Below are 17,693 nucleotides of genomic sequence, written 5' to 3'. Positions count from 1 at the left end.
GCGGCTCACGGTCCGGCGAGCAGCGGGATCCAGCCGGCCAGATCGACCAGGCCTTCGTAGTCGTCCTCCTCGATCCTCCGGCCTGTGCGCTCGGAGACGCCGACGACCAGGTTCCGGAAGTCCAGGGAGTCGAGGCCGAGTGTCTCCCGCAGGTCGTCCGCGGGGCGGAGCCCGTCGAGTTCGGGGCCCGGCGATCCCGCGCAGGACGTCGACGACGAGCTCTCGGGCGGCTTCCTCGGTCGGGGTGGCGGTCGGATCAATCACATCGGCACCTCGGCGAGATCTGTCGGTCAAGGGGCCCGCACAGCCCTCGTAACGGGCCCGGTCCTGCCACTGTGCTCCACGCGGCGTTCCGGCGGCAGGGCCTAAGGCCCGCGACACATGGTGGTCGGTTTGACCGGCGACGAGTCGGCCGACGACCTCGACGTCCTGGCAGCCGGGACCGACGCCGAGCTGGCCCGGCTCGTCGCGCTCGCGACGCCTGCCGAGCGGGTCCCGGACGGGGTCCCGGCTCTTCGGTGCGGCCCTCCCCCGTGGCCGGGGACGTTCGCCCCTGATCGCCGCCTCCCGGCCCTCCTAGCGTCGGGAGGACGGCGAAGGAGGAGTCATGCGCGCGAGCACGCCCTCGACGGACAGGGAGCCCGACGACGGGTCCCGGCGCCCACCCGCGCCGGAGCCGCTTCCCGGGGTCGTGCCGTTCGGGCGGGTGGCCGGGGTGCCCGTCGGGTTGCACTGGTCGGTGCTGGTCGTCGTCGCCCTGCTGGCCTGGCTGCTCGCCGTCGGGGTGCTGCCCGCGGCCGCGCCCGGGACGCCACCCGTCGTGGTCTGGCTCGCCGCGACGGCCGCCGGAGTGCTGTTCGTGGCGACGATCGCCGCGCACGAGCTCGCGCACGTGGTCGCGGCGCACCGCTTCGGGGTCGACGTCCGGCGGGTCACCTTGTGGGTGGTCGGCGGGGTCTCGGAGATGGCGAGGGAACCGCGCGGGCCCCGCGCGCTCGCCGTCGTCGCCCTGGCCGGCCCGGCCGTGTCGGCCCTGCTCGGCGGTGGCCTCCTCGCCCTCGCGGCGGTCGGCCGGGCCGAGGGGTGGGCAGCGGTCCTGGTCGCCGTGCTCGGCTGGTTGGGGTCCGCGAACCTGGTCCTCGCCGTGTTCAACATGCTCCCGGCCGCCCCGCTCGACGGCGGACGGGTGCTGCAGGGCCTGGTCTGGGGCCTCACCGGCGACCGGGAGCGGGCGCGCCAGGTCGCGGCCGCCACCGGGCGAGTGCTCGGCCTGCTGCTGATCCTCTCGGGAGCCCTGCTGTTGTGGCGGGGGGAGTGGACCGGGCTGTGGCTCGCGGGCATCGGGTGGTTCGTCGGTGGCACCGCGGCGACCGAGCAGGCGGGCAGTCGCGTGGCGAAGGCTCTCGCGGGTCGGACCGTCGCCGCCGTCGCGCACCCGCCGGCCTTCGTCGCCCAGGCGGGCTGGTCCGCCGAGACCCTGGCCACCGAGCTCCGCGCACGGCCGTACCGAGACCCCACCCTGCTCGTCGTCGGGGTCGACGGGGATCCGGTGGGCCTGGTGACGGTCCGCGACCTCGTCCGGCTGGGCGCGGACCGGCGGGCCACCACGCGGGTCCGGGAGGCGGGCCGGCCACTGCCGCCGCAGCGCGTCGTCGCCGTCGACTCACCGCTCGAGCGTCTGGTCGGGCAGGGCCCCGTCCCGGGCACCGACGTACTGGGCGTGGCCGTCGACCACGGCCGGGTGGCCGGGCTCGTGACCACGGCGGACGTGGCCCGGCTCGTCGAACTGGAGGCGCTGGGCGGGCAGGACCGGCCGTGACCGACCCGGTGCGGGCCCGGGACGACTGGACGCTGGTCCTCGACGGTTTCGACCCCGCTGACGAGGGCCGGCGCGAGGCGCTGTGCACTCTCGGCAACGGCTACCAGGCGGTGCGGGGTGCGGTCCCGGAGAGCGAGGCCGGTGGCGCGCACTATCCGGGCACCTACGCCGCCGGCGTCTTCAACCGGCTCCGCGACGAGGTCGGCGGTTCGGTCGTCGAGACCGAGAGCGTGGTCAACCTCCCCAACTGGCTGGTGGTGCGGATGGCGGTCGACGGGCTGTGGGTCGACCCGCTCGACCCCGCGCACCTGCTGGAACACCGGGTCACGCTCGACATGCGACGCGGGCTGCTCAGCAGGGTCCTGCGGTTCGCCGACGCCGCGGGCCGCCGCACCGCGGTGCGCCAGCGCCGGTTCGTTCACATGGGCTGCCGGCACCTCGCCGGGCTGCAGACCGTCGTCACGCCCGAGAACTGGTCGGGGCGCCTACGCGTGCGGTCCGGCCTCGACGGCCGGATCATCAACTCCGGCGTGGCGCGGTACCGGGACATGGCCGGGCGGCACCTCCGGGTGGCCACGGCGGACGAGGTCGACCCGGAGACCCTGCTGCTCGTCGCCCGGACCACGCAGTCGGAGCTGCTGGTGGCCGAGGCGGCCCGTACCCGGGTCGACGGCGCCGAGGATTCCGGGACCGGCCGCCGCACGGTGCGCGAGCGCGGCCGGATCTCGCACGACCTCGAGCTGGAGGTCGCCGAGGGCCGCGCGGTGACCGTCGAGAAGATCGTCGCCCTGGTCACCTCGCGGGACGTCGCGATTTCCCATCCGGCCCTGACGGCCGTGGAGCAGCTCGCCGAGGCGCCGTGCTTCCAGACCCTCCTGACCAGCCACGAGCTGGCCTGGGACCAGCTCTGGCGGCGGTTCCGCGTCGACCTGGCGGACGGCCGCGGTTCCGCGACGGCCGAGACCCTCCGCACGCTACGGCTCGGTCTGTTCCACGTGCTCCAGACCGTGTCGCCGCACGACCTCGATCTCGACGCCGGCATTCCTGCGCGGGGCCTGCACGGTGAGGCCTACCGCGGCCACGTCTTCTGGGACGAGCTGTTCGTGCTGCCGGTGCTGACCCTGCGGATGCCCCAGCTCACCCGGGCGCTCCTCCATTACCGGGTCCGTCGCCTCGACGCCGCCCGCCGCGCCGCCCGGCTGGCAGGGCACCGTGGCGCGATGTATCCGTGGCAGTCCGGCAGCGACGGCCGTGAGGAGAGCCAGCGGGTCCATCTCAACCCCCGCTCGGGTCGCTGGCTGCCCGACACCAGCCACCTGCAACGGCACGTCGGCCTGGCGGTGGCCTACGACGTGTGGCAGTACTACCAGGCCACGGGAGACCTGGACTTCCTCGCCGGGCACGGCGCCGAGGTGCTGCTGGAGGTGGCCCGCTTCTTCGCCGACCTCGCCCGGCACGACCCGGCGATGGACCGCTACCGGATCCGCGGCGTGATGGGGCCGGACGAGTACTCCACCCGGTATCCCGGTGCGGCCGAGCCCGGCATCGACGACAACGCCTACACCAACGTCATGGCGGTCTGGTTGTGGCACCGGGCCCGCGACACCCTCGCCGTGCTGCCCAGCACCCGGCGCGCCGAGCTCGTCGAGCGCCTCGGGCTGACCCCCGCGGAGCTGCTGCACTGGGAGGACCTGTGCCGGCGGATGTACGTGCCCTTCCGGGACGACGGCGTCCTCGAGCAGTTCCACGGGGCGAGCCGGCTGCCGGAACTGGACTGGGCGGGGTACCGGCGGCGGTACGGGGACCTGCAGCGGCTCGACCGGATCCTGGAGGCCGAGGGCCTCTCCGTCGACGACTACCAGGCCACCAAGCAGGCCGACGCACTCATGCTCTTCTATCTGCTGTCCGCCGACGAGCTGCGAGAGCTGCTCGGCGGGTTGGGCTATGCACTACCGCCGGAGGCGATCCCACGCACCATCGACCACCACCTCGCGCACACCGTGCACGGCTCCACCTTGAGCGCCCTCGTGCACGCCTGGGTGCTCGCCCGCGCGCACCGCGAGGACGCGCTCGACCACTTCGAGCGGGCTCTGCGGAGCGACCTGGCCGACGTCCAGGGCGGCACCACCGCCGAGGGTGTGCACCTGGGCGCGATGGCCGGATCGGTCGACCTGCTGCAGCGCTGCTTCGCGGGCCTGGAGACCCGCGCCGACGCGCTCTGGTTCAACCCGCACTGGCCCGAGCGGTTCGGGGCGCTCGAGTTCTCGGTGGAGTACCGAGGGGTCACACTCGAGGTCCGGGTCAGCGGCCGCGAGGTCCGGGTCGCCGCCGCCCCGGGACCCGGTTCGCCGGTTCGCGTGGGGTGCGGCGAGGAGGTCAGGCTCCTGCGCACCGGTGAAGCGCTCCGGTTCGTCGCCGTATCCGGTGCGGCCGGCCTACCGGTCACCCCCGACCCCGCCACGGTGCCCGCCGGGAGTGGTCGGCCTCGGTCGACCGGACGGGCGGAGGCAGCCGGACGAATGCGTCGCAGTCCGTGATCGACGGCCTCGGCCGTCAGCGGCGGCGGGCGAGACCGCCGTCGTCGATGCGCCAGGTGAGGTGGGACGTCACGTCGACCACGCCGTCGAGGCGGCGGACGAGGCGCTCTGCCGCTTCGGCGGTGCTGCGCTCGCCGAGCTCACCCGAGAGGGTCACCACACCGTCGACGACCTCGACCGCCACCGCCGTCGGGTCCTGCCAGAGCAGGCGGACCAGGACCTCGCCGAGGATGTCCGCGCGGATGTCGTCGTCCGAGCGCAGGAACGCGCGCAGCAGGTCGGTGCGGCTGACGACGCCCACCAGATGCCGGCCGTCGGGGTCGAGCACAGGCAGCCGCTTGACGCCGTGCCGGGTCATCAGCCGCGCGGCACGGGCGAGGGGACGTCGGCGACGGTGGTCACCACCTTGGTGGTCATCACGTGCCCGACCGTGTCGCCGGCGCGGCGCCGGAGATCGTCGCGACGGGCCGGCGACTCCCACCAGTGCGCGTCCCGGGGGAGCTGCGCGGCCTGCGTCAGGAGCAGGTCACGCTCCGAGACCACACCGACGAGTCGGTCGTCCTCGTCGAGCACGGGCATCCCGCTGACGTGCCGGTCGTGCAGGACACGCGCGGCCTCCTTCAGCGGCATCGCGGGCCGGGCGGTGACCACGTCCCTCGTCATGACGTCGCCGACGGTCAGGTTCTTCATGACCCGAGCATCTCCCCGTTCCGGACCCGGTGAGCAGGTGCGCGGGTCCCGGGCAGGCAGGGCCCCTCGTCGCCGGCAGGAGGGCCGAGCGGCCGCCCGGAGCCGGTTCAGGTCGGCAGCCGGGACGAGCGCGTCCTGGGGCGGGCCGGCAGGCTCGGGCGTGCGGACCCCTGCACGACGAGGACGGGACAACGTGCGGCTGCCACGACCGCAGCAGCGGGTGCACCGGCAAGGGTCCGCGTGAGCGACCCGCGCCGCGGCGTGCCAGGGCCTCCGGACCTGGCGGACCGAGGAGCACCGGGTCCTTCGACCGGGGCCGTCGCGGCGCAGACGGCACGGCCGTCCCGCATGATCCGTGGCGTCCGGCGTGCGGTCGGCGGCCCTTGGGCCCTGCCCGACTCATCGACGCCGGCGGACTCTCGTCGACATGAACGCACTGCTGCACGACCGGGCCGAGCGGGCCGGGCCGGGAGAGGGCTACGACAGGCAGCCGACCGTGCGCGGGGCGTCGACCAGCCAGAACGCAGACGACGTGCTGCGGTTCGATCCCGTCGACCGGCCGGTCACGCGCGGAAGGATGGCCCGGAATGCGCGCCGATGAACACGCCGGCCCGTCCCGGCCGGAGCCCCGCGCCCGCCGGCTTCCCCGCCGCCGGTCCGACCGCGTCGCCGACCTGACCGCCTGGACGGTGTGTGTCGCGGTCCTGGTGGTGCTGGGAGCCGCGGTCGTGATCGGGCTGCGGGTGCACGACGGCTTGTCCGAGCGGGTCACCGCGGAGGCCCGGGACCGCACCCGGATCACCGCGGTCCTGGCCGAGGATGTTCCCGTCCTGCCCGAGGGCGGCAGTCGCGTCCCTGCCGACGTGCGCTGGACCGGCCCCGACGGGGTCGAGCGTGTCGGGCGGGTCGAGGTGCACGGCCCCAAGCAGGCCGGGGACCCGGTGGCCGCCTGGGTCACCACCGACGGTCGGGTCGTGCGGGCCCCGCTGAGCGCCACCGAGGCCTTCTTCGTCACGGCCGCGACGGCGGGGGGCATCCTGCTGGTCGGCGAGTTCGTGGTGGCCGCGCTCGGACACCTGGCGTTCCTCGGGGTCGGTCGGCTGCACGCCGCCGAATGGGAGCGGGAGTGGGCCGAGGTCGAGCCGCGCTGGCGGAGCACCCGATGAGCTCGGGTGGCGGCGGGCTCCGGGCCGACGACGTGATGAGCAGCCCGGTCATCACCGTGCGGACGGGCACCCCGGTCGCTCCGGCGGCCGCGCTGCTGGCCGCGCACGGCTTCACCGCGGCGCCGGTGGTCGACTGGGGCGGGCGGTTGCTCGGCATCGTGACCGAGGCCGACCTGGTCCGCGATCGGTTCCGGCCGGCGGGGTGGCCCGAGGGGCGCACTCCCGAGGTCGTCGACGAGGTCATGTCCGGGACGCCGGCGGCGATGCGCCCGGAGGACGACCTCGCCGACGTCGTGTCGCTCATGCTGAGCGCGCACGTGCGGTCGGTGCCCATCGTCGACGACGGTGATCTGGTCGGCATCGTGACCCGGCGGGACGCCCTGCGGGTCATCGCACGTGAGGAGCACAGCGTCGAGGAGGTACGCCGCCGGCGTGACCTGCCGGAGCGTCCGGCCCCGCGTGGCTGGTCACCGCGCGGGCGGATCGTCGTGGGTGACGACGGATCGCCCGGCGCGGCCGCCGCACTCCGGTTCGCACTGCGTGAGGCGGCCCGGCGGGGAGCGGGGGTCGAGGTGGTGTCCGCCTTCACGGTCCCGGCGCCCTGGCCGGTCGTCTACGGCGTGCCGCAGGTCCCCACACCCCGCGGGCTGGCGACGGAGATCGAGCGAGAGTTGGGCGTCAGGGCGGCTGCGGCCGCCGAGGAGCTGCGGACCGAGCAGGACGGCCCGGTGCCCGGGGTCGTGGTGCGGGCCGTGCCGGGGGATCCGGGGCACGTGCTGAGCGGCGCGGCGGTGGGCGCGGACCTGCTCGTGGTGGGCTCGCGCGGCCGCGGAGCCGGGGCGAGCCTGTTGCTCGGGTCGGTGGGCCTGCACTGCGTCCTGCACGCACCCAGCACCGTCACCGTCGTGCCGTCACCCGGCCGGCCCGACGAGACCGCGCTGCCCGTGTCCGTCGAGGTGCCCGCGGAGGTGACGTGATGACCGTGCTGCGAAGGACCGTGGTCGAGGAGGTCATGACCACCGACGTGGAGGCCGTCGGCCCGGACGCCTCGGTCGCCGAGATCGTCGCCGCGCTCCGCCGCCGCGGCGTTCGCGCCCTGCCCGTGGTCGACGGGGAGTACCTGCTCGGCGTCGTCTCCGAGGCGGACGTGCTCCGCCTGGCGGAGCACGACGACGCGGAGCAACCCGTGGTCCATCGACGGCGCCGATGGCGGCACCGGGAGGAGATCGCGCCGCACACCCGCGCCCGCGACCTGATGACGGCGGACGTCGTCGCCGTTGCGCCGGAGACCGGTGTGGCGGAGGCGGCGCGCCTCATGACGGCACACCGGTTGGGCTGGCTCCCCGTGGTCGACGGGCCCACCGGGAACCTCGGGGGCCGACCCGTACGACTCTGCGGCGTGCTCGGACGCACGGACCTGCTGCGGGTGTTCGAGCGTCCGGACGACGACCTGGCCCGCGAGGTCCGTGACCAGGTCCTCGGCCGCATCCTGCTGATCGACCCCGGCCGCGTGGACGTCACGGTCTCCGGCGGGGTGGTGACACTCGGGGGGCGGGTCCCGACGCACGCCGACGCCGTCGTGGCCGTCGCCCTGACCCACCGGCTCGAGGGCGTGGTCGACGTGGTCGACCACCTCACCCACGACGTGGACGAGCGCACCGTCGATCCGAAGACCCTCTAGCGTTTCCGTCGGGCTCGCGTGGGGTCCGCGGCGTGGCCTGGTGTCAGCGGTCCGGGAGAAGGCGCGCCATGACCCCGATCTCCACGTCGGCGGCCGCCCAGTGCGGGTGGTCCTCGTGCAGGACGCGGATCGTCCGGTCGTCCACGCCCAGGTGCTCGGCGGCCACCTCGATGCGGTGGTCCCACCGACCGTGCGTGGAGTCGTGCAGCAGCCGTCGAGCGATCTCGCCGGCCGGGGCGGCGTCACGCAGGGCGACGTCATCGTAGTCGGGTTCGTGCCGGTGGACGATCGTGCGGAGCAGCTGCCGGCCGAGCCGGCCCGCGCCGTCGATGCCCACGCGGACGCGCATGGCGGTTCCCTCCTGTAGCGAGCGCAGACCACGGAGGTGTCGCACTCGACGGGCGCGACACCCCCGTGGCCGGAGCGATCAGGAGCTGCTGACCGGGATGGTGGTCGGCTTCTTCGCCTCGGGCTTGGGCGGCATCGGGACGCGGACCTCGAGGATCCCGTCCTTGTAGCTCGCGGTGATGTCGCCCTCGCTCACGCCCTCCGGCAGCGGGAGGGTGCGCGTCATCGAGCCGTAGCGGATCTCGTGACGGGTGTAGCCCTTGTCCTCGCGGTCCTCCTCGATGCGGCGCTCGGCCTTGATGCGCAGCATGCCGTCGGCGGCGGTGATCTCGACGTCCTTGGCCGGGTCGATGCCGGGGAGGTCGGCCTTGATCACCTCCGTGTCGCCGTCGCGGTACTCGTCGACGCGGATCAGCTCCTCGCCCGTCCAGTCCAGCCCGAACGGGCGGCGCATCGGCAGCGACCTGAACCACTCGTCGAACAGGCGGTCCATGCGGCTGAACGGTGCGATGTCGGTGCCCTTGTCGCGGCGCGAGATCATGCTCATGGGAGATCCTCTCCTCGTCGGTCCCCTGGTGTCCGTCCTCTCCGGTGGGACACCGTCGACACTCCGCCGGCGTCGCGCCGGTGCGCAGGGCCGTCGGTCCCGGGCCAGGACGCCGGACGCCCCGACCGGGAAGGGCCTGGCGTCGGCCGGGGTGAGCCGGCAGCCCACCCGCCCGGTCGACGCGACGTCCAGCGCGTCGGACGGGACCGAGGGCGAGCCCGGTTGCTCGGGACCGCGTCGACCGGCTGACGTCCAGCCGGTAGGGCCGGACGCCCCTGGTCCGCGGGCGCGCGTCCGGTGCGGCACCGTGCCGCCGTGCCCTGTCCCGAACGGGTCCTGGGTGCGAGCCTGAGGTGCGAGGCGTGGAAACGAGGGGGAACCCGTGGCGGACTTCGCGAAGGGCGCGGACGGGCGTCCGGTGGTGGTGGGTGTCGACGCGACGCCCTCGGCGCAGGACGCCGCCACCTGGGCGGCCGAGGTCGCGGAGGCCCGCGGCGTGCCGCTCCGCCTGCTGCTCGTCGGTCCGGGAGCCGCCGTACCCGGCTGGCTGAGCGCGCTCGCGGCGACCCTCGGCGCGCAGACGGACGTGGTCGCGGGACCGGGCGGTCCGGACGCGGTGGCGGATGCCCTGCTGGCGCGGGCGGGTGGCGCCGGTCTGCTGGTGGTGGGCAGCTACGGGAAGGGGAGTTCCTCGGGGCTGCTGGCCGGAACCGCCGCCCTCAGGCTCGCGGGCGCATCGCCGTGCCCACTCGCCGTCGTACGCGGTCGCACGACCGACCGGACCCCGCCGACGGCCGGACCGGTCGTGGTCGGGGTCGACGGCACCGGGAGCGGAGACGACGCCCTGGACCTCGCCGCCGATCTCGCCCGCGACCTCGGTGCACCCCTGCTCGCGGTCCACGTGTGGTCCGACGTCGTCGCCGGTGCCGGAGGCGGTGCCCATCGGCGTCGGGAGGACTGGTCGGAGCTGGCCGCGCAGGGCGAGGCCGTGGCGGCCGAGGCCCGGCGGCGGGTCGGGGAGCGTGCGCCCGGCCTCGCCGTCGAGACGCGTTCGGTGGAGGGCACGGCGCTGCGCACGCTGCTGGACCTCGCCGAGACCGCACGGATGGTCGTCGCGGCTCCCCGCTCCGCGTCCCGGGCGCCCCGGCCGGACGACGGCGTGCTGCTCGGGTCGACCAGCCGCGGGCTCGTCGGCTTCGCTCCCTGCCCGGTCGTGCTCGCCCCGGTCGCCGTCTCCGCGGAAGCCCGCTGAGCGCCTGCCGAACGACCGCCTCATGCCGCGGGTGGACCTTCGCGCGGGACGGGCCCGGGGGGCCGGGCCGGCCCGTCCGTCGCGGCCCGGTAGGCCGCCACCGCCGTCGGCAGGGTCGGGTAGAGCCGCTCCCTGGGGATGGTCTCGAGCACGCCGCCGGCGGCGAGGTCCTCGACCAACTCGCGTTTCGCCCGGGCGACCGCGACGACGACACCACGTCCGGTGAGTTCGCGCGCGAGCCCGCAGAGCATGTCGGCCGCGGTCACGTCGAGCTCCGTGACCGCTTCGAGATCCAGCAGCACCCAACGGGCGGACTCCGTGTCCTCGCTCGCGGCGAGCACGCTGCTGCGGAAGTCGTCGGCGTTGGCGAAGAAGAGCGGCGGGTCGTAGCGGCGCACGACCAGCCCGGTGACCTGCTCGGTGCCGGGCAGGTCCCCGACGTCGTGCATCCCGGGAACGCCGGGGGCGAAGCCGAGGACGGCCGAGTGCGGCCGGGCGATCCGGCGGACCAGGTCGAGCAGGGACAGCCCGACGGCGGCGAGCACGCCGTACAGGACGCCGAGGGCGAGGACCGCGGCGACGGTGGCCAGGGCGAGCAGCAGCTCGCTGCGGCGGAAGCGGGCGATCCGGCGGAACTCGTGGACGTCGATCAGGCGCAGGGCGGCGTAGACGACGAGGGCCCCGAGGGCGGCGCGGGGCAGGGTAATCGTGGCCACCCCTCGCTCGTCGAGCCCGAACACGGCGACCGCGCCCGCGGCGAGCAGCACCGCCACCATGGGGACCGGGGCTCGGGGTGTCAGGAGAGCCCCCAGTCCGAGCAGTGCGAGCACTATGAGCCCGACGGCCAGCGTCGGCAGGTGCACCTGGTCGAGCCCGGTCGCGAAGGAGACGACCTCCTGCAGTGCCCCGTCGCCCTCGACGGAGACCCCGGTGAGGGGCTCCAGCTGACTGATGATCATGATGACCGCGATGCCGGCCAGGTAGCCGACGAGGACCGGCCGCGACAGGAGGTCGGCGAGGAAGGCGAGCCGGGCGATCCGGGCGATCACGCAGACGACGCCGACGATGGGTGCCAGACCGGCGGCGAGGGCGGCGTAGCGGCCCGGGTCGCCGCCGGCCACGGGCGCGATCGCGACGGCGGTCAGCAGCGCGGTGGTGGACTCGGGGCCGATCGACAGCAGGCGCGACGACCCGAGCAGGGGATACACGGCGAGCGCGGCGCCCGCGGCCCAGAGCCCGGTGACGGGCGGGAGACCCGCCACCGCGGCGTAGGCGAGCACCTGCGGAACCAGGTACGCCGCCACCGTCGGCCCGCCGAGGAGGTCACCGCGGAGGGCGGGCCAACGGCGTCGACGCAGCGCGTCGATGCCGGGCGCGAGTCCCGGGGGCGGGCGCAGGGTGGGCCGGGCCATCCGTGTCACGGGCGTAGCAGCACCGATGCCAGAGGCCGGCGTGGCGTGGGTGCGAGCGGCGGGGCGCCCGGCAGGGGTACCCCCAGCCGGATCACGATCTGCGGCTGGTCGGGCACCCCCAGCGCCACGCGCAGCCGCCTGCGGGCGACGGGCTGCTCGACGGCCTGGCTGAGCGGAGCGGTGGCCAGCCCGACACGAGTGGCGTGGAGCAGCACGGCGCTGGTCGCCTCGCCCGCCGCGAGCCGGGCCGCGGTGTCGTCCTCCGGCGTGGTGAGCGCCACGAGCGTCCCGCCGTCGGGCCCGGTGTCCTGGCCCGGGGCCAAGGTCCCGGAGGGGAATCGCTGCAGATGCGGCACGTCCCACTGCCCGGTCCGCATCGGCACCGCGAGCGGGGGGACGCCGTCGTGCGCGGCGGCGTAGCGGTGGGTCCAGAGCAGGAGTTCGGCGAGGTAACCGGGCTCGCGCCGCTGCTCGCGGGCGGCGAACCGCAGTACCTCGTTCGTCCGCTGCAGAACCCCCGGATCGGTGACCGGGTGTGCGGAGACCCCGAAGCCCTGGGCCCAGGTCACGAGACCGGTCAGCCGGACGGCGGGCACGGGCTCGGCGGAGTAGCGGCGGCGATCGGTGTGGCGCCGCGAGATCTGGCCGAACAGCGCGGCGGCGGACCGGTCCGGCGGTCCGTCGACGCACCGCACCGTGGCCAGGTGCCGGGAGTTCTCAGCGTCGGGCACGACGTCGACCTCGACGGCGACGCCCAGCCCCGCCAGCGCGACGCGCAGGTGGTGCAGCGCAGCGCCGCAGCTGATGACGAGGTCCCGGCGGTCGGGATCGGTCTCCGGCAGGTGACGCGAGGGGTCGGTGTGCAGCTCCACCTCCGCCCGCCGCAGTCGCCAGCGCCAGGGCTGGCTGTTGTGCACCGACGGCGCGCGGAGCGCCAGCCCGACCGCTCTCTCGAGCAGTGGGGCGCTCACCTGGGCGGCCATCGTCAACCGGCCTGCTCGGCGGGCTGGAGTGTCACCGCGACAGAACGAGCCCGGGCGACGCTCGTCGACGCCTGCCCGACGAGCATGTCGGCGTGCGGCGCCGGAGCGACCGGGTCTGCTGTGGACATCTCGGCTCCTTCGCCGTGTCGTTGTCGTGTCCACGGTGCGCTCGTCGGCACTCCCTCATGAGAGCCCGCGGACCCGGCGCCGGCGGGCCTTCCGCCCTCGATCTCCCTACTGCAGGTCCCACACCGACGTCGGCCGACGTTCCGGCGTGAGGGCGGCGGTCGCCGGGATCCCTCTCCCGTCGCGCCGGGCCCTTCGGCTCTCCCCGCCCGGGACGGAGAGCCGGATGTGGGCCCACGATCCGGCGGGGACCGTGGGCTCGGAACTCCGGGTCGTCCGGAGAGACGTCCTGAGGAGGGACCATGAGCAGTGACGTCGGTCGAGCAGTGGTCGTCGGCGTGGACGGTTCGGAGTCCGCGCTCGACGCCACACGATGGGCGGCCGCCGAGGCGGCCCGCCGCGGTTGCGGGCTCCGGCTCGTCGCGGCGGTCGCCCACACGATGTTCCGCCCGATCGGTGTCCCGCAGCTGGGCCAGGAGTACCAGCGCCGGGTGTGGGAGCGTGCAGCCGAGGAGCACCTGACCACCGCCGCGGCGGCGGCCCGCGACGTCGCGGCCGGGGTCGACGTGCAGCAGGAGGTGCGTGCCGGTGAGGCGCGGACGGTGCTGCACTCGGAGTCGGGGCACGCGGCCCTCGTCGTGCTGGGGAGCCGCGGCCGCGGAGGGTTCACCGGCCTGCTCCTCGGGTCGGTGGCGATCTCCGTGGCGGCCGGTGCGGCGTGCCCGGTGGTCGTGGTGCGGGGAGCCCGCTCACCCGACGGGCCGGTCGTGGTGGGGGTCGACGGCCGCGGTGCGGCGGACGAGCCGGCGCTCCACTTCGCCTTCGAGGAGGCGGCGTTGCGGGGCTCGCCGCTGGTCGCGGTGCACACCTGGAGCGGTGCGGTGCTCGACCCGTTCCTCGTCCCGACCCTGGACCCCAAGGCGGTCCTCGCCGAGGAGGAGCAGTTGCTCGAGGAGCGGGTCGCCCCGTGGCGCAGCAAGTACGCGGGGACCGAGGTGCGTCTCGCAGTCGCCTTCGACGGCGCCGCGCGCGAGTTGGTGACCCACTCGGAGGGGGCGGGCCTGGTCGTCGTCGGGTCCCGGGGGCTCGGCTCGCTCGGTGGTCTGACGATGGGCTCGGTGAGCCAGGCCGTGCTGCACCACGCCGCGTGCCCGGTCGCAGTGGTACGCCCCGACACGGCCGACCACGCCTGACCACGTCTGACCACGGCTGACGTCCCAGAGAGGACAAGAGGATGAACCAGAGGCACCCTGGCGGCCCGGTCGTTGTCGGCGTGGACGAGTCGGAGTCGGCGCGCGACGCGGTGCGCTGGGCCGCCGACGAGGCGACCCTGCGCCGCGCGCCGCTGCGCGTCGTCCTCGCTTTCGCCCCGGTCCCGGCCGGCCACATCGGCAATCCGGGGCTCGGCACCGCCTACCGCCACACCATGACCGAGGCGGCCCGCGCGGTGCTGGAGGCCGCCGCCGAGCTGGCCCGGGAGGCGGCACCGGGTGTGACCGTCGAGTTCGAGCTGTCCCAGGGATTTCCCGTTCCCGTGCTGCTCGACGAGTCGGACCGCGCGCAGCTGACGGTGGTGGGCAGTCGGGGGCTGGGCGGCTTCACCGGCCTGCTCCTCGGTTCCGTCGCAGGGGCCCTGGCGTCCCGCGGCGGGTCGCCGGTGCTCGTCGTCCGGGGAAGCCGGACCGAGCCGACCGGCACGGGGACGCGGGACACGGACGCACGGCCCGTCGTCGTCGGCGTCGACGGGTCACCGACCAGCGAGGCCGCTGTCGCGCTGGCCTTCGAGGAGGCCGCCCTCCGTCGGGCGCCGCTGGTGGCGGTGCACACCTGGCTCGACGACATGCTCGAGCCGACCCTTGCCCCGGTGATCGACTGGGAGTCCCTGGAGACCGAGGAACGCGCGCTGCTCGCCCAACGGCTGGCCGGTTGGTCGGAGAAGTACCCCGACGTGGAGGTCCGTCGGCTGGTGGAGCGGGACAGGCCGGCCCGGGCCCTGCTGGCGGAGACGACACAGGCGCAGCTGGTGGTCGTCGGGTCGCGGGGACGCGGGAACGCCACGGGCCTGCTGCTCGGCTCGGTGAGCCATGCGCTCCTGCACCACTCGCACTGCCCGGTGCTGATCGCTCGCCCCGACCGGACGGAGAAGGCCCGATGAGCCGTCCGGGCAACGGGATCGTGGTGGTCGGTATCGACGGATCCGACCTCGCCGCGGAGGCCGCCCGGTGGGCCGCGGCGTACGCCGCACGGCACCACTGCGGGCTCCGGCTCCTCCGTGCCTACCAGCTGCCGCACGCGTCGCCGCTCGAGGCGGCGGAGCGGATGCGGCACCACACCGAGCGACAGCTCTGGTTCGCGTCCCGGCTGGCGCGGGGCGTGGCGCCGGAGATCACCGTGGAGCACGCCGTCGTCGAGGGGGACCCGGCCGAGGTCCTCACCGCCGAGTCCGCCACGTCGCGGATGCTGGTGGTCGGAACCCGCGGCGTGGGTGGCTTCGCCGGCCTGCTCGTCGGCTCGGTCGGCGACGCACTCGCCCGGTCGGCGGAGTGCCCCCTCGTGGTGGTCCGCGGCCCGGTGGAGTCCGACGCCGCGCTCACGGACCAGGACCGGGTGCGCCCGGTCGTGGTGGGGGTGGACGGCTCTCCGGCGGGCGAGGCCGCCTTGGCGTTCGCCTTCGCCGAGGCCGATGTCTGGTCGGCACCGTTGGTCGCAGTGCACTCCTGGCTCGAACATCTCGAGGACCCGGGAGGGATCACGCTGTCCGAGCTCGGCATGATCGAGCAGCAGGAGCGCGAGGTGCTCGCCGAACGGCTCGCAGGCTGGGGCGTCAAGTACCCCGGCGTGCGCGTGTCTCGGGAGCTGGTCCAGGGTGCGGCCGCCAAGACGCTGGTCGCACGCTCAGTGAACGCGCGCCTCGTGGTCGTCGGGTCGTTCGGCCGCGGCGGGTTCGGACGCCTCCTGCTCGGCTCGACGAGCCGGGGCCTGCTCCACCACGCGCACAGCCCGGTGGCGGTCGTCAGGCCGGACTCGACGGCGGAGCGACCGGAGGGATTCGAGAAGACCCGATGAACATCTCGACCCGCAGCGAGAGGGGTCGACGCGCTGAGGACGGGGACGCCGCGGTTCGTGATCGGCGACACACCCGTACGCGTACGCCCTCCCGCCGCAGTTCGACGACGCGACGGCCGTCCCCTGCTGTGCGCCGGCATCTGGTGTGCACCGGCGTCGTCGGCCCGCGGCTGCTGTCGACGGCGGACCGCGTCCTGGCCGACCTGGCGGCGGACCGGATCACGGGCGCGGCCGTGCTGCTGCCCGGCTGATCAACAGCGCGCCGCTCAGCCCCCGGCGACGTGGCCGAGACGGATCCCGGAGAAGTCGACGGCGACGCCGTCGGCACGGACCGAGCCGATGTGCACGCGGGCGAAGTCGCGCACCTGCCCGTCCGCGTCGACGGTCCCGATACGGACCCCGCTGTCGTCGACGACGATCGAGGTCGAGGGGGAGTGGCTCGTGGTCATGGTCGCTCCGGTCGGTGTCGAGTCGATTTCGCGGACGTGAGGACGTCGGTGACCCGGGCGTCACCGGGGGCGGTCGCCCCGAGGGCACGGATCAGGTCGGTGGCCGTGACGATGCCGGTCGGACCGTCGGTCTCGTCGCCGACGAGCAGGACGTCGACCTTCGACGCGTCCATCAGCGCAGCGGCGGCGTGCAGCGAGGTCTCCGGAGCGACGATCCGCACGGGTCGCGTCACGGCCTCGAGCGGCAGCGTGGCGGAGCCGTACGGACCGCGGCACGCGGCCAGACCCCTCAACACGTCGGTCTCGGTGACGATCCCGACGCAGCTCGGGCCGTCGAAGACGGGAAGGTGGCGAACGCCCCCGGCGATCATCAGCTGCAGTGCGGTCGCGAGGGAGACAGCCGGATCGACGGCGACGAGCCGGTGCGACATGACGGTCCGCAACGCCGGGTCCTCGTCGAGGGTCTCCGGTGGTGCGGGGCGCTCACCGGTGGTGGGCTCGATCATGAGTCCTCAAGACCCTCCACCTGATCGGCCAGCGAGCGCCGGGGCGACTCCGGAACGGCCTCGCCGACCGGCGCCCAGCCGACGCGCAGGACGATCTGCGGGCACAGCGTGCCGTCGAGGACCTGGTCGCGGACGAGTGCGCGGGTGCCGGCGAGTTCGAGGGGCTCGGACAGCGGGCAGGTGGCCAGCCCGAAGGTGGTGGCCCACAGCAGCACCGCGCTCATGGCCTCGCCCGCACGCAGCTGGGAGAGCCGGTCGTCCGACGACGTGCCGAGCACGAGCAGGGTGGCGCCGTCGGCGGGCGCGCTGCTCTCCGGCATCGCCCCCGCGGCGAAGTGCCGCGGCGGCACGCCGCCTGCGGAGCCCTCCGGGGTCGGCACGGCGCTCGCGGGGACGCCGTCGTCCGAGCTCTGCAGGCCCGACCACAGCGCCAGCTCGGAGTCGTAGCCGGGGACCGCCGCGTGCTCGGTGGCGGCGGTCTGCACTGCCAGCGTCAGGGTGTGCAGGGCCCGGCCCTCCGGCACCACGCGGAGCAGCGCCCCGCGTTCGGCGGCGCGCGCGACCAGGTCGGCGAGGTGCTCGTCCGGGACCGGCCAGTCCGTGTAGCGGCGGCGGTCGGTGCGGCGCTTCGTGATGGCCGCGACCGCGTTGATCTCGGACTCCTCGTCGAGCCCGCGGCCGGTGTCCGCCACGCCGAGGTGGACGGTCGCGAGCAGGTCGGGCCGCTCGGGGTCCGGCATCCGGACCACGGTGGCCGGCACCCCGAGTCCGCGCAGCGCGACCTGGAGGTGGTGCAGCGCGGCGCCGCAGCTCACGACGAGGTCACGGCCGTCGGTGTCGGTGAGGGGGAGCCACCGGGTCAGGTCGGCGTAGAGGTCCACGCGGCCGTCGGCGACCCGCCACCGCCAGGGCTGGGAGTTGTGGACGGAGGGAGCCCGGGCTGCCAGTGCGAGTGCCGCCCGGACGGTGCCGAGGTCGACTCGGGTGGTCGTCATGGTGATCGGTCCTTCGACGGTGTCGGGTGCGCCTGGTCCCATCCAGCCAGAGCGGGAGCGCCGGCCCCAGGTGTCGCTGGTCGTCGCCGTGGGGGACTTGGGTCCCGCTCCGGCGG

Annotated in this window: 22 protein-coding genes; 11 read left to right on the top strand and 11 right to left on the bottom strand. The window is 75.0% G+C overall.

Going from position 1 to position 17,693, the window contains the following annotated elements:
- Window positions 1-5: 5 nt before the first annotated feature.
- On the bottom strand, window positions 6-260 hold the full coding sequence (locus tag AB0B41_RS22845; RefSeq protein WP_358206461.1) for an acyl carrier protein: 255 nt from the start codon (window positions 258-260) through the stop codon (window positions 6-8).
- A gap of 347 nt (window positions 261-607) precedes the next feature.
- Here AB0B41_RS22845 and AB0B41_RS22840 point away from each other — a divergent pair, with 347 nt between their 5' ends.
- Both AB0B41_RS22840 and AB0B41_RS22835 read left to right on the top strand, forming a co-directional pair.
- The gene (locus tag AB0B41_RS22840) at window positions 608-1,819 is read left to right on the top strand and encodes a site-2 protease family protein (RefSeq protein ID WP_358206459.1); all 1,212 of its coding nucleotides are present in this window, start codon (window positions 608-610) and stop codon (window positions 1,817-1,819) included.
- The gene (locus AB0B41_RS22835; RefSeq protein WP_358206457.1) at window positions 1,816-4,356 is read left to right on the top strand and encodes a glycosyl hydrolase family 65 protein; all 2,541 of its coding nucleotides are present in this window, start codon (window positions 1,816-1,818) and stop codon (window positions 4,354-4,356) included. Before AB0B41_RS22840 ends, AB0B41_RS22835 begins: the two co-directional genes overlap by 4 nt.
- A 16-nt stretch (window positions 4,357-4,372) precedes the next feature.
- On the opposite strand, the gene AB0B41_RS22830 is transcribed toward AB0B41_RS22835, so the two are convergent.
- A complete protein-coding gene (locus tag AB0B41_RS22830; RefSeq protein WP_358206454.1) occupies window positions 4,373-4,714 on the bottom strand; it encodes a BON domain-containing protein in 342 nt (113 codons plus the stop codon).
- Window positions 4,714-5,046: a CBS domain-containing protein gene (locus tag AB0B41_RS22825; RefSeq protein ID WP_358206452.1), complete on the bottom strand. Its 333-nt coding sequence runs from the start codon at window positions 5,044-5,046 to the stop codon at window positions 4,714-4,716. Before AB0B41_RS22825 ends, AB0B41_RS22830 begins: the two co-directional genes overlap by 1 nt.
- A 427-nt stretch (window positions 5,047-5,473) precedes the next feature.
- On the opposite strand from AB0B41_RS22825, the gene AB0B41_RS22820 reads away from it, so the two are divergent.
- From AB0B41_RS22820 to AB0B41_RS22805, 4 genes are read left to right on the top strand one after another with little or no spacing between them, the layout of a single operon-like run.
- Entirely contained in the window at window positions 5,474-5,647 is a 174-nt protein-coding gene (locus AB0B41_RS22820; RefSeq protein WP_358206450.1) for a hypothetical protein, read from the top strand.
- A complete protein-coding gene (locus AB0B41_RS22815; protein ID WP_358206448.1) occupies window positions 5,634-6,212 on the top strand; it encodes a hypothetical protein in 579 nt (192 codons plus the stop codon). The genes AB0B41_RS22820 and AB0B41_RS22815 overlap by 14 nt, the downstream gene beginning before the upstream one ends.
- On the top strand, window positions 6,209-7,189 hold the full coding sequence (locus AB0B41_RS22810; RefSeq protein WP_358206446.1) for a CBS domain-containing protein: 981 nt from the start codon (window positions 6,209-6,211) through the stop codon (window positions 7,187-7,189). The genes AB0B41_RS22815 and AB0B41_RS22810 overlap by 4 nt, the downstream gene beginning before the upstream one ends.
- Window positions 7,189-7,893, top strand: a complete 705-nt coding sequence (locus AB0B41_RS22805) for a CBS domain-containing protein (RefSeq protein ID WP_358206444.1) — start codon at window positions 7,189-7,191, stop codon at window positions 7,891-7,893. The genes AB0B41_RS22810 and AB0B41_RS22805 overlap by 1 nt, the downstream gene beginning before the upstream one ends.
- Window positions 7,894-7,936: 43 nt before the next feature.
- On the opposite strand, the gene AB0B41_RS22800 is transcribed toward AB0B41_RS22805, so the two are convergent.
- Both AB0B41_RS22800 and AB0B41_RS22795 read right to left on the bottom strand, forming a co-directional pair.
- Complete coding sequence (locus tag AB0B41_RS22800) at window positions 7,937-8,242, bottom strand: glyceraldehyde 3-phosphate dehydrogenase NAD-binding domain-containing protein (protein ID WP_358206442.1); 306 nt, start codon at window positions 8,240-8,242, stop codon at window positions 7,937-7,939.
- Between the two features lie 78 nt (window positions 8,243-8,320).
- Window positions 8,321-8,788, bottom strand: a complete 468-nt coding sequence (locus tag AB0B41_RS22795) for an Hsp20/alpha crystallin family protein (RefSeq protein ID WP_358206440.1) — start codon at window positions 8,786-8,788, stop codon at window positions 8,321-8,323.
- Window positions 8,789-9,170: 382 nt separating this feature from the next.
- On the opposite strand from AB0B41_RS22795, the gene AB0B41_RS22790 reads away from it, so the two are divergent.
- Window positions 9,171-10,040: a universal stress protein gene (locus tag AB0B41_RS22790; protein WP_358206438.1), complete on the top strand. Its 870-nt coding sequence runs from the start codon at window positions 9,171-9,173 to the stop codon at window positions 10,038-10,040.
- Between the two features lie 20 nt (window positions 10,041-10,060).
- On the opposite strand, the gene AB0B41_RS22785 is transcribed toward AB0B41_RS22790, so the two are convergent.
- From AB0B41_RS22785 to AB0B41_RS22775, 3 genes are read right to left on the bottom strand one after another with little or no spacing between them, the layout of a single operon-like run.
- Window positions 10,061-11,452, bottom strand: a complete 1,392-nt coding sequence (locus AB0B41_RS22785) for a SulP family inorganic anion transporter (RefSeq protein WP_358206436.1) — start codon at window positions 11,450-11,452, stop codon at window positions 10,061-10,063.
- Window positions 11,453-11,457: 5 nt separating this feature from the next.
- Window positions 11,458-12,423, bottom strand: a complete 966-nt coding sequence (locus AB0B41_RS22780; protein WP_358206435.1) for an NAD(P)H nitroreductase — start codon at window positions 12,421-12,423, stop codon at window positions 11,458-11,460.
- Between the two features lie 14 nt (window positions 12,424-12,437).
- Window positions 12,438-12,563: a hypothetical protein gene (locus AB0B41_RS22775; protein ID WP_358206433.1), complete on the bottom strand. Its 126-nt coding sequence runs from the start codon at window positions 12,561-12,563 to the stop codon at window positions 12,438-12,440.
- A 300-nt stretch (window positions 12,564-12,863) separates the two neighbouring features.
- Between AB0B41_RS22775 and AB0B41_RS22770 the strand changes: the two genes are divergently transcribed.
- The 4 genes from AB0B41_RS22770 to AB0B41_RS22755 all read left to right on the top strand — a co-directional run bounded on the left by AB0B41_RS22770 (window position 12,864) and on the right by AB0B41_RS22755 (window position 15,878).
- The gene (locus tag AB0B41_RS22770) at window positions 12,864-13,754 is read left to right on the top strand and encodes a universal stress protein (RefSeq protein ID WP_358206431.1); all 891 of its coding nucleotides are present in this window, start codon (window positions 12,864-12,866) and stop codon (window positions 13,752-13,754) included.
- 41 nt (window positions 13,755-13,795) lie between these two features.
- Window positions 13,796-14,716: a universal stress protein gene (locus tag AB0B41_RS22765; protein WP_358206429.1), complete on the top strand. Its 921-nt coding sequence runs from the start codon at window positions 13,796-13,798 to the stop codon at window positions 14,714-14,716.
- A complete protein-coding gene (locus tag AB0B41_RS22760) occupies window positions 14,713-15,627 on the top strand; it encodes a universal stress protein (RefSeq protein WP_358206427.1) in 915 nt (304 codons plus the stop codon). The genes AB0B41_RS22765 and AB0B41_RS22760 overlap by 4 nt, the downstream gene beginning before the upstream one ends.
- A gap of 128 nt (window positions 15,628-15,755) precedes the next feature.
- Window positions 15,756-15,878: a hypothetical protein gene (locus tag AB0B41_RS22755; protein ID WP_358206425.1), complete on the top strand. Its 123-nt coding sequence runs from the start codon at window positions 15,756-15,758 to the stop codon at window positions 15,876-15,878.
- A gap of 15 nt (window positions 15,879-15,893) precedes the next feature.
- Here the strand turns inward: AB0B41_RS22755 and AB0B41_RS22750 are convergent, their stop codons facing one another.
- The 3 genes from AB0B41_RS22750 to AB0B41_RS22740 are packed head-to-tail and all read right to left on the bottom strand — an operon-like array spanning window position 15,894 to window position 17,577.
- Complete coding sequence (locus AB0B41_RS22750) at window positions 15,894-16,076, bottom strand: hypothetical protein (protein WP_358206423.1); 183 nt, start codon at window positions 16,074-16,076, stop codon at window positions 15,894-15,896.
- Window positions 16,073-16,582 carry a CBS domain-containing protein gene (locus tag AB0B41_RS22745; protein ID WP_358206421.1) on the bottom strand — a complete coding sequence of 170 codons (510 nt, stop codon included), beginning with the start codon at window positions 16,580-16,582 and terminating at the stop codon, window positions 16,073-16,075. The genes AB0B41_RS22750 and AB0B41_RS22745 overlap by 4 nt, the downstream gene beginning before the upstream one ends.
- A complete protein-coding gene (locus AB0B41_RS22740) occupies window positions 16,579-17,577 on the bottom strand; it encodes a nitroreductase family protein (RefSeq protein ID WP_358206419.1) in 999 nt (332 codons plus the stop codon). Before AB0B41_RS22740 ends, AB0B41_RS22745 begins: the two co-directional genes overlap by 4 nt.
- Window positions 17,578-17,693 lie beyond the last annotated feature (116 nt).

Source organism: Pseudonocardia sp. NPDC049154, from assembly GCF_040648315.1.
In the GTDB taxonomy this organism is placed as follows: Bacteria; Actinomycetota; Actinomycetes; order Mycobacteriales; family Pseudonocardiaceae; genus Pseudonocardia.
The sequence above is the reverse complement of the archived record's forward strand: the minus strand, read 5'-3'. Positions and strand labels throughout refer to the sequence as shown.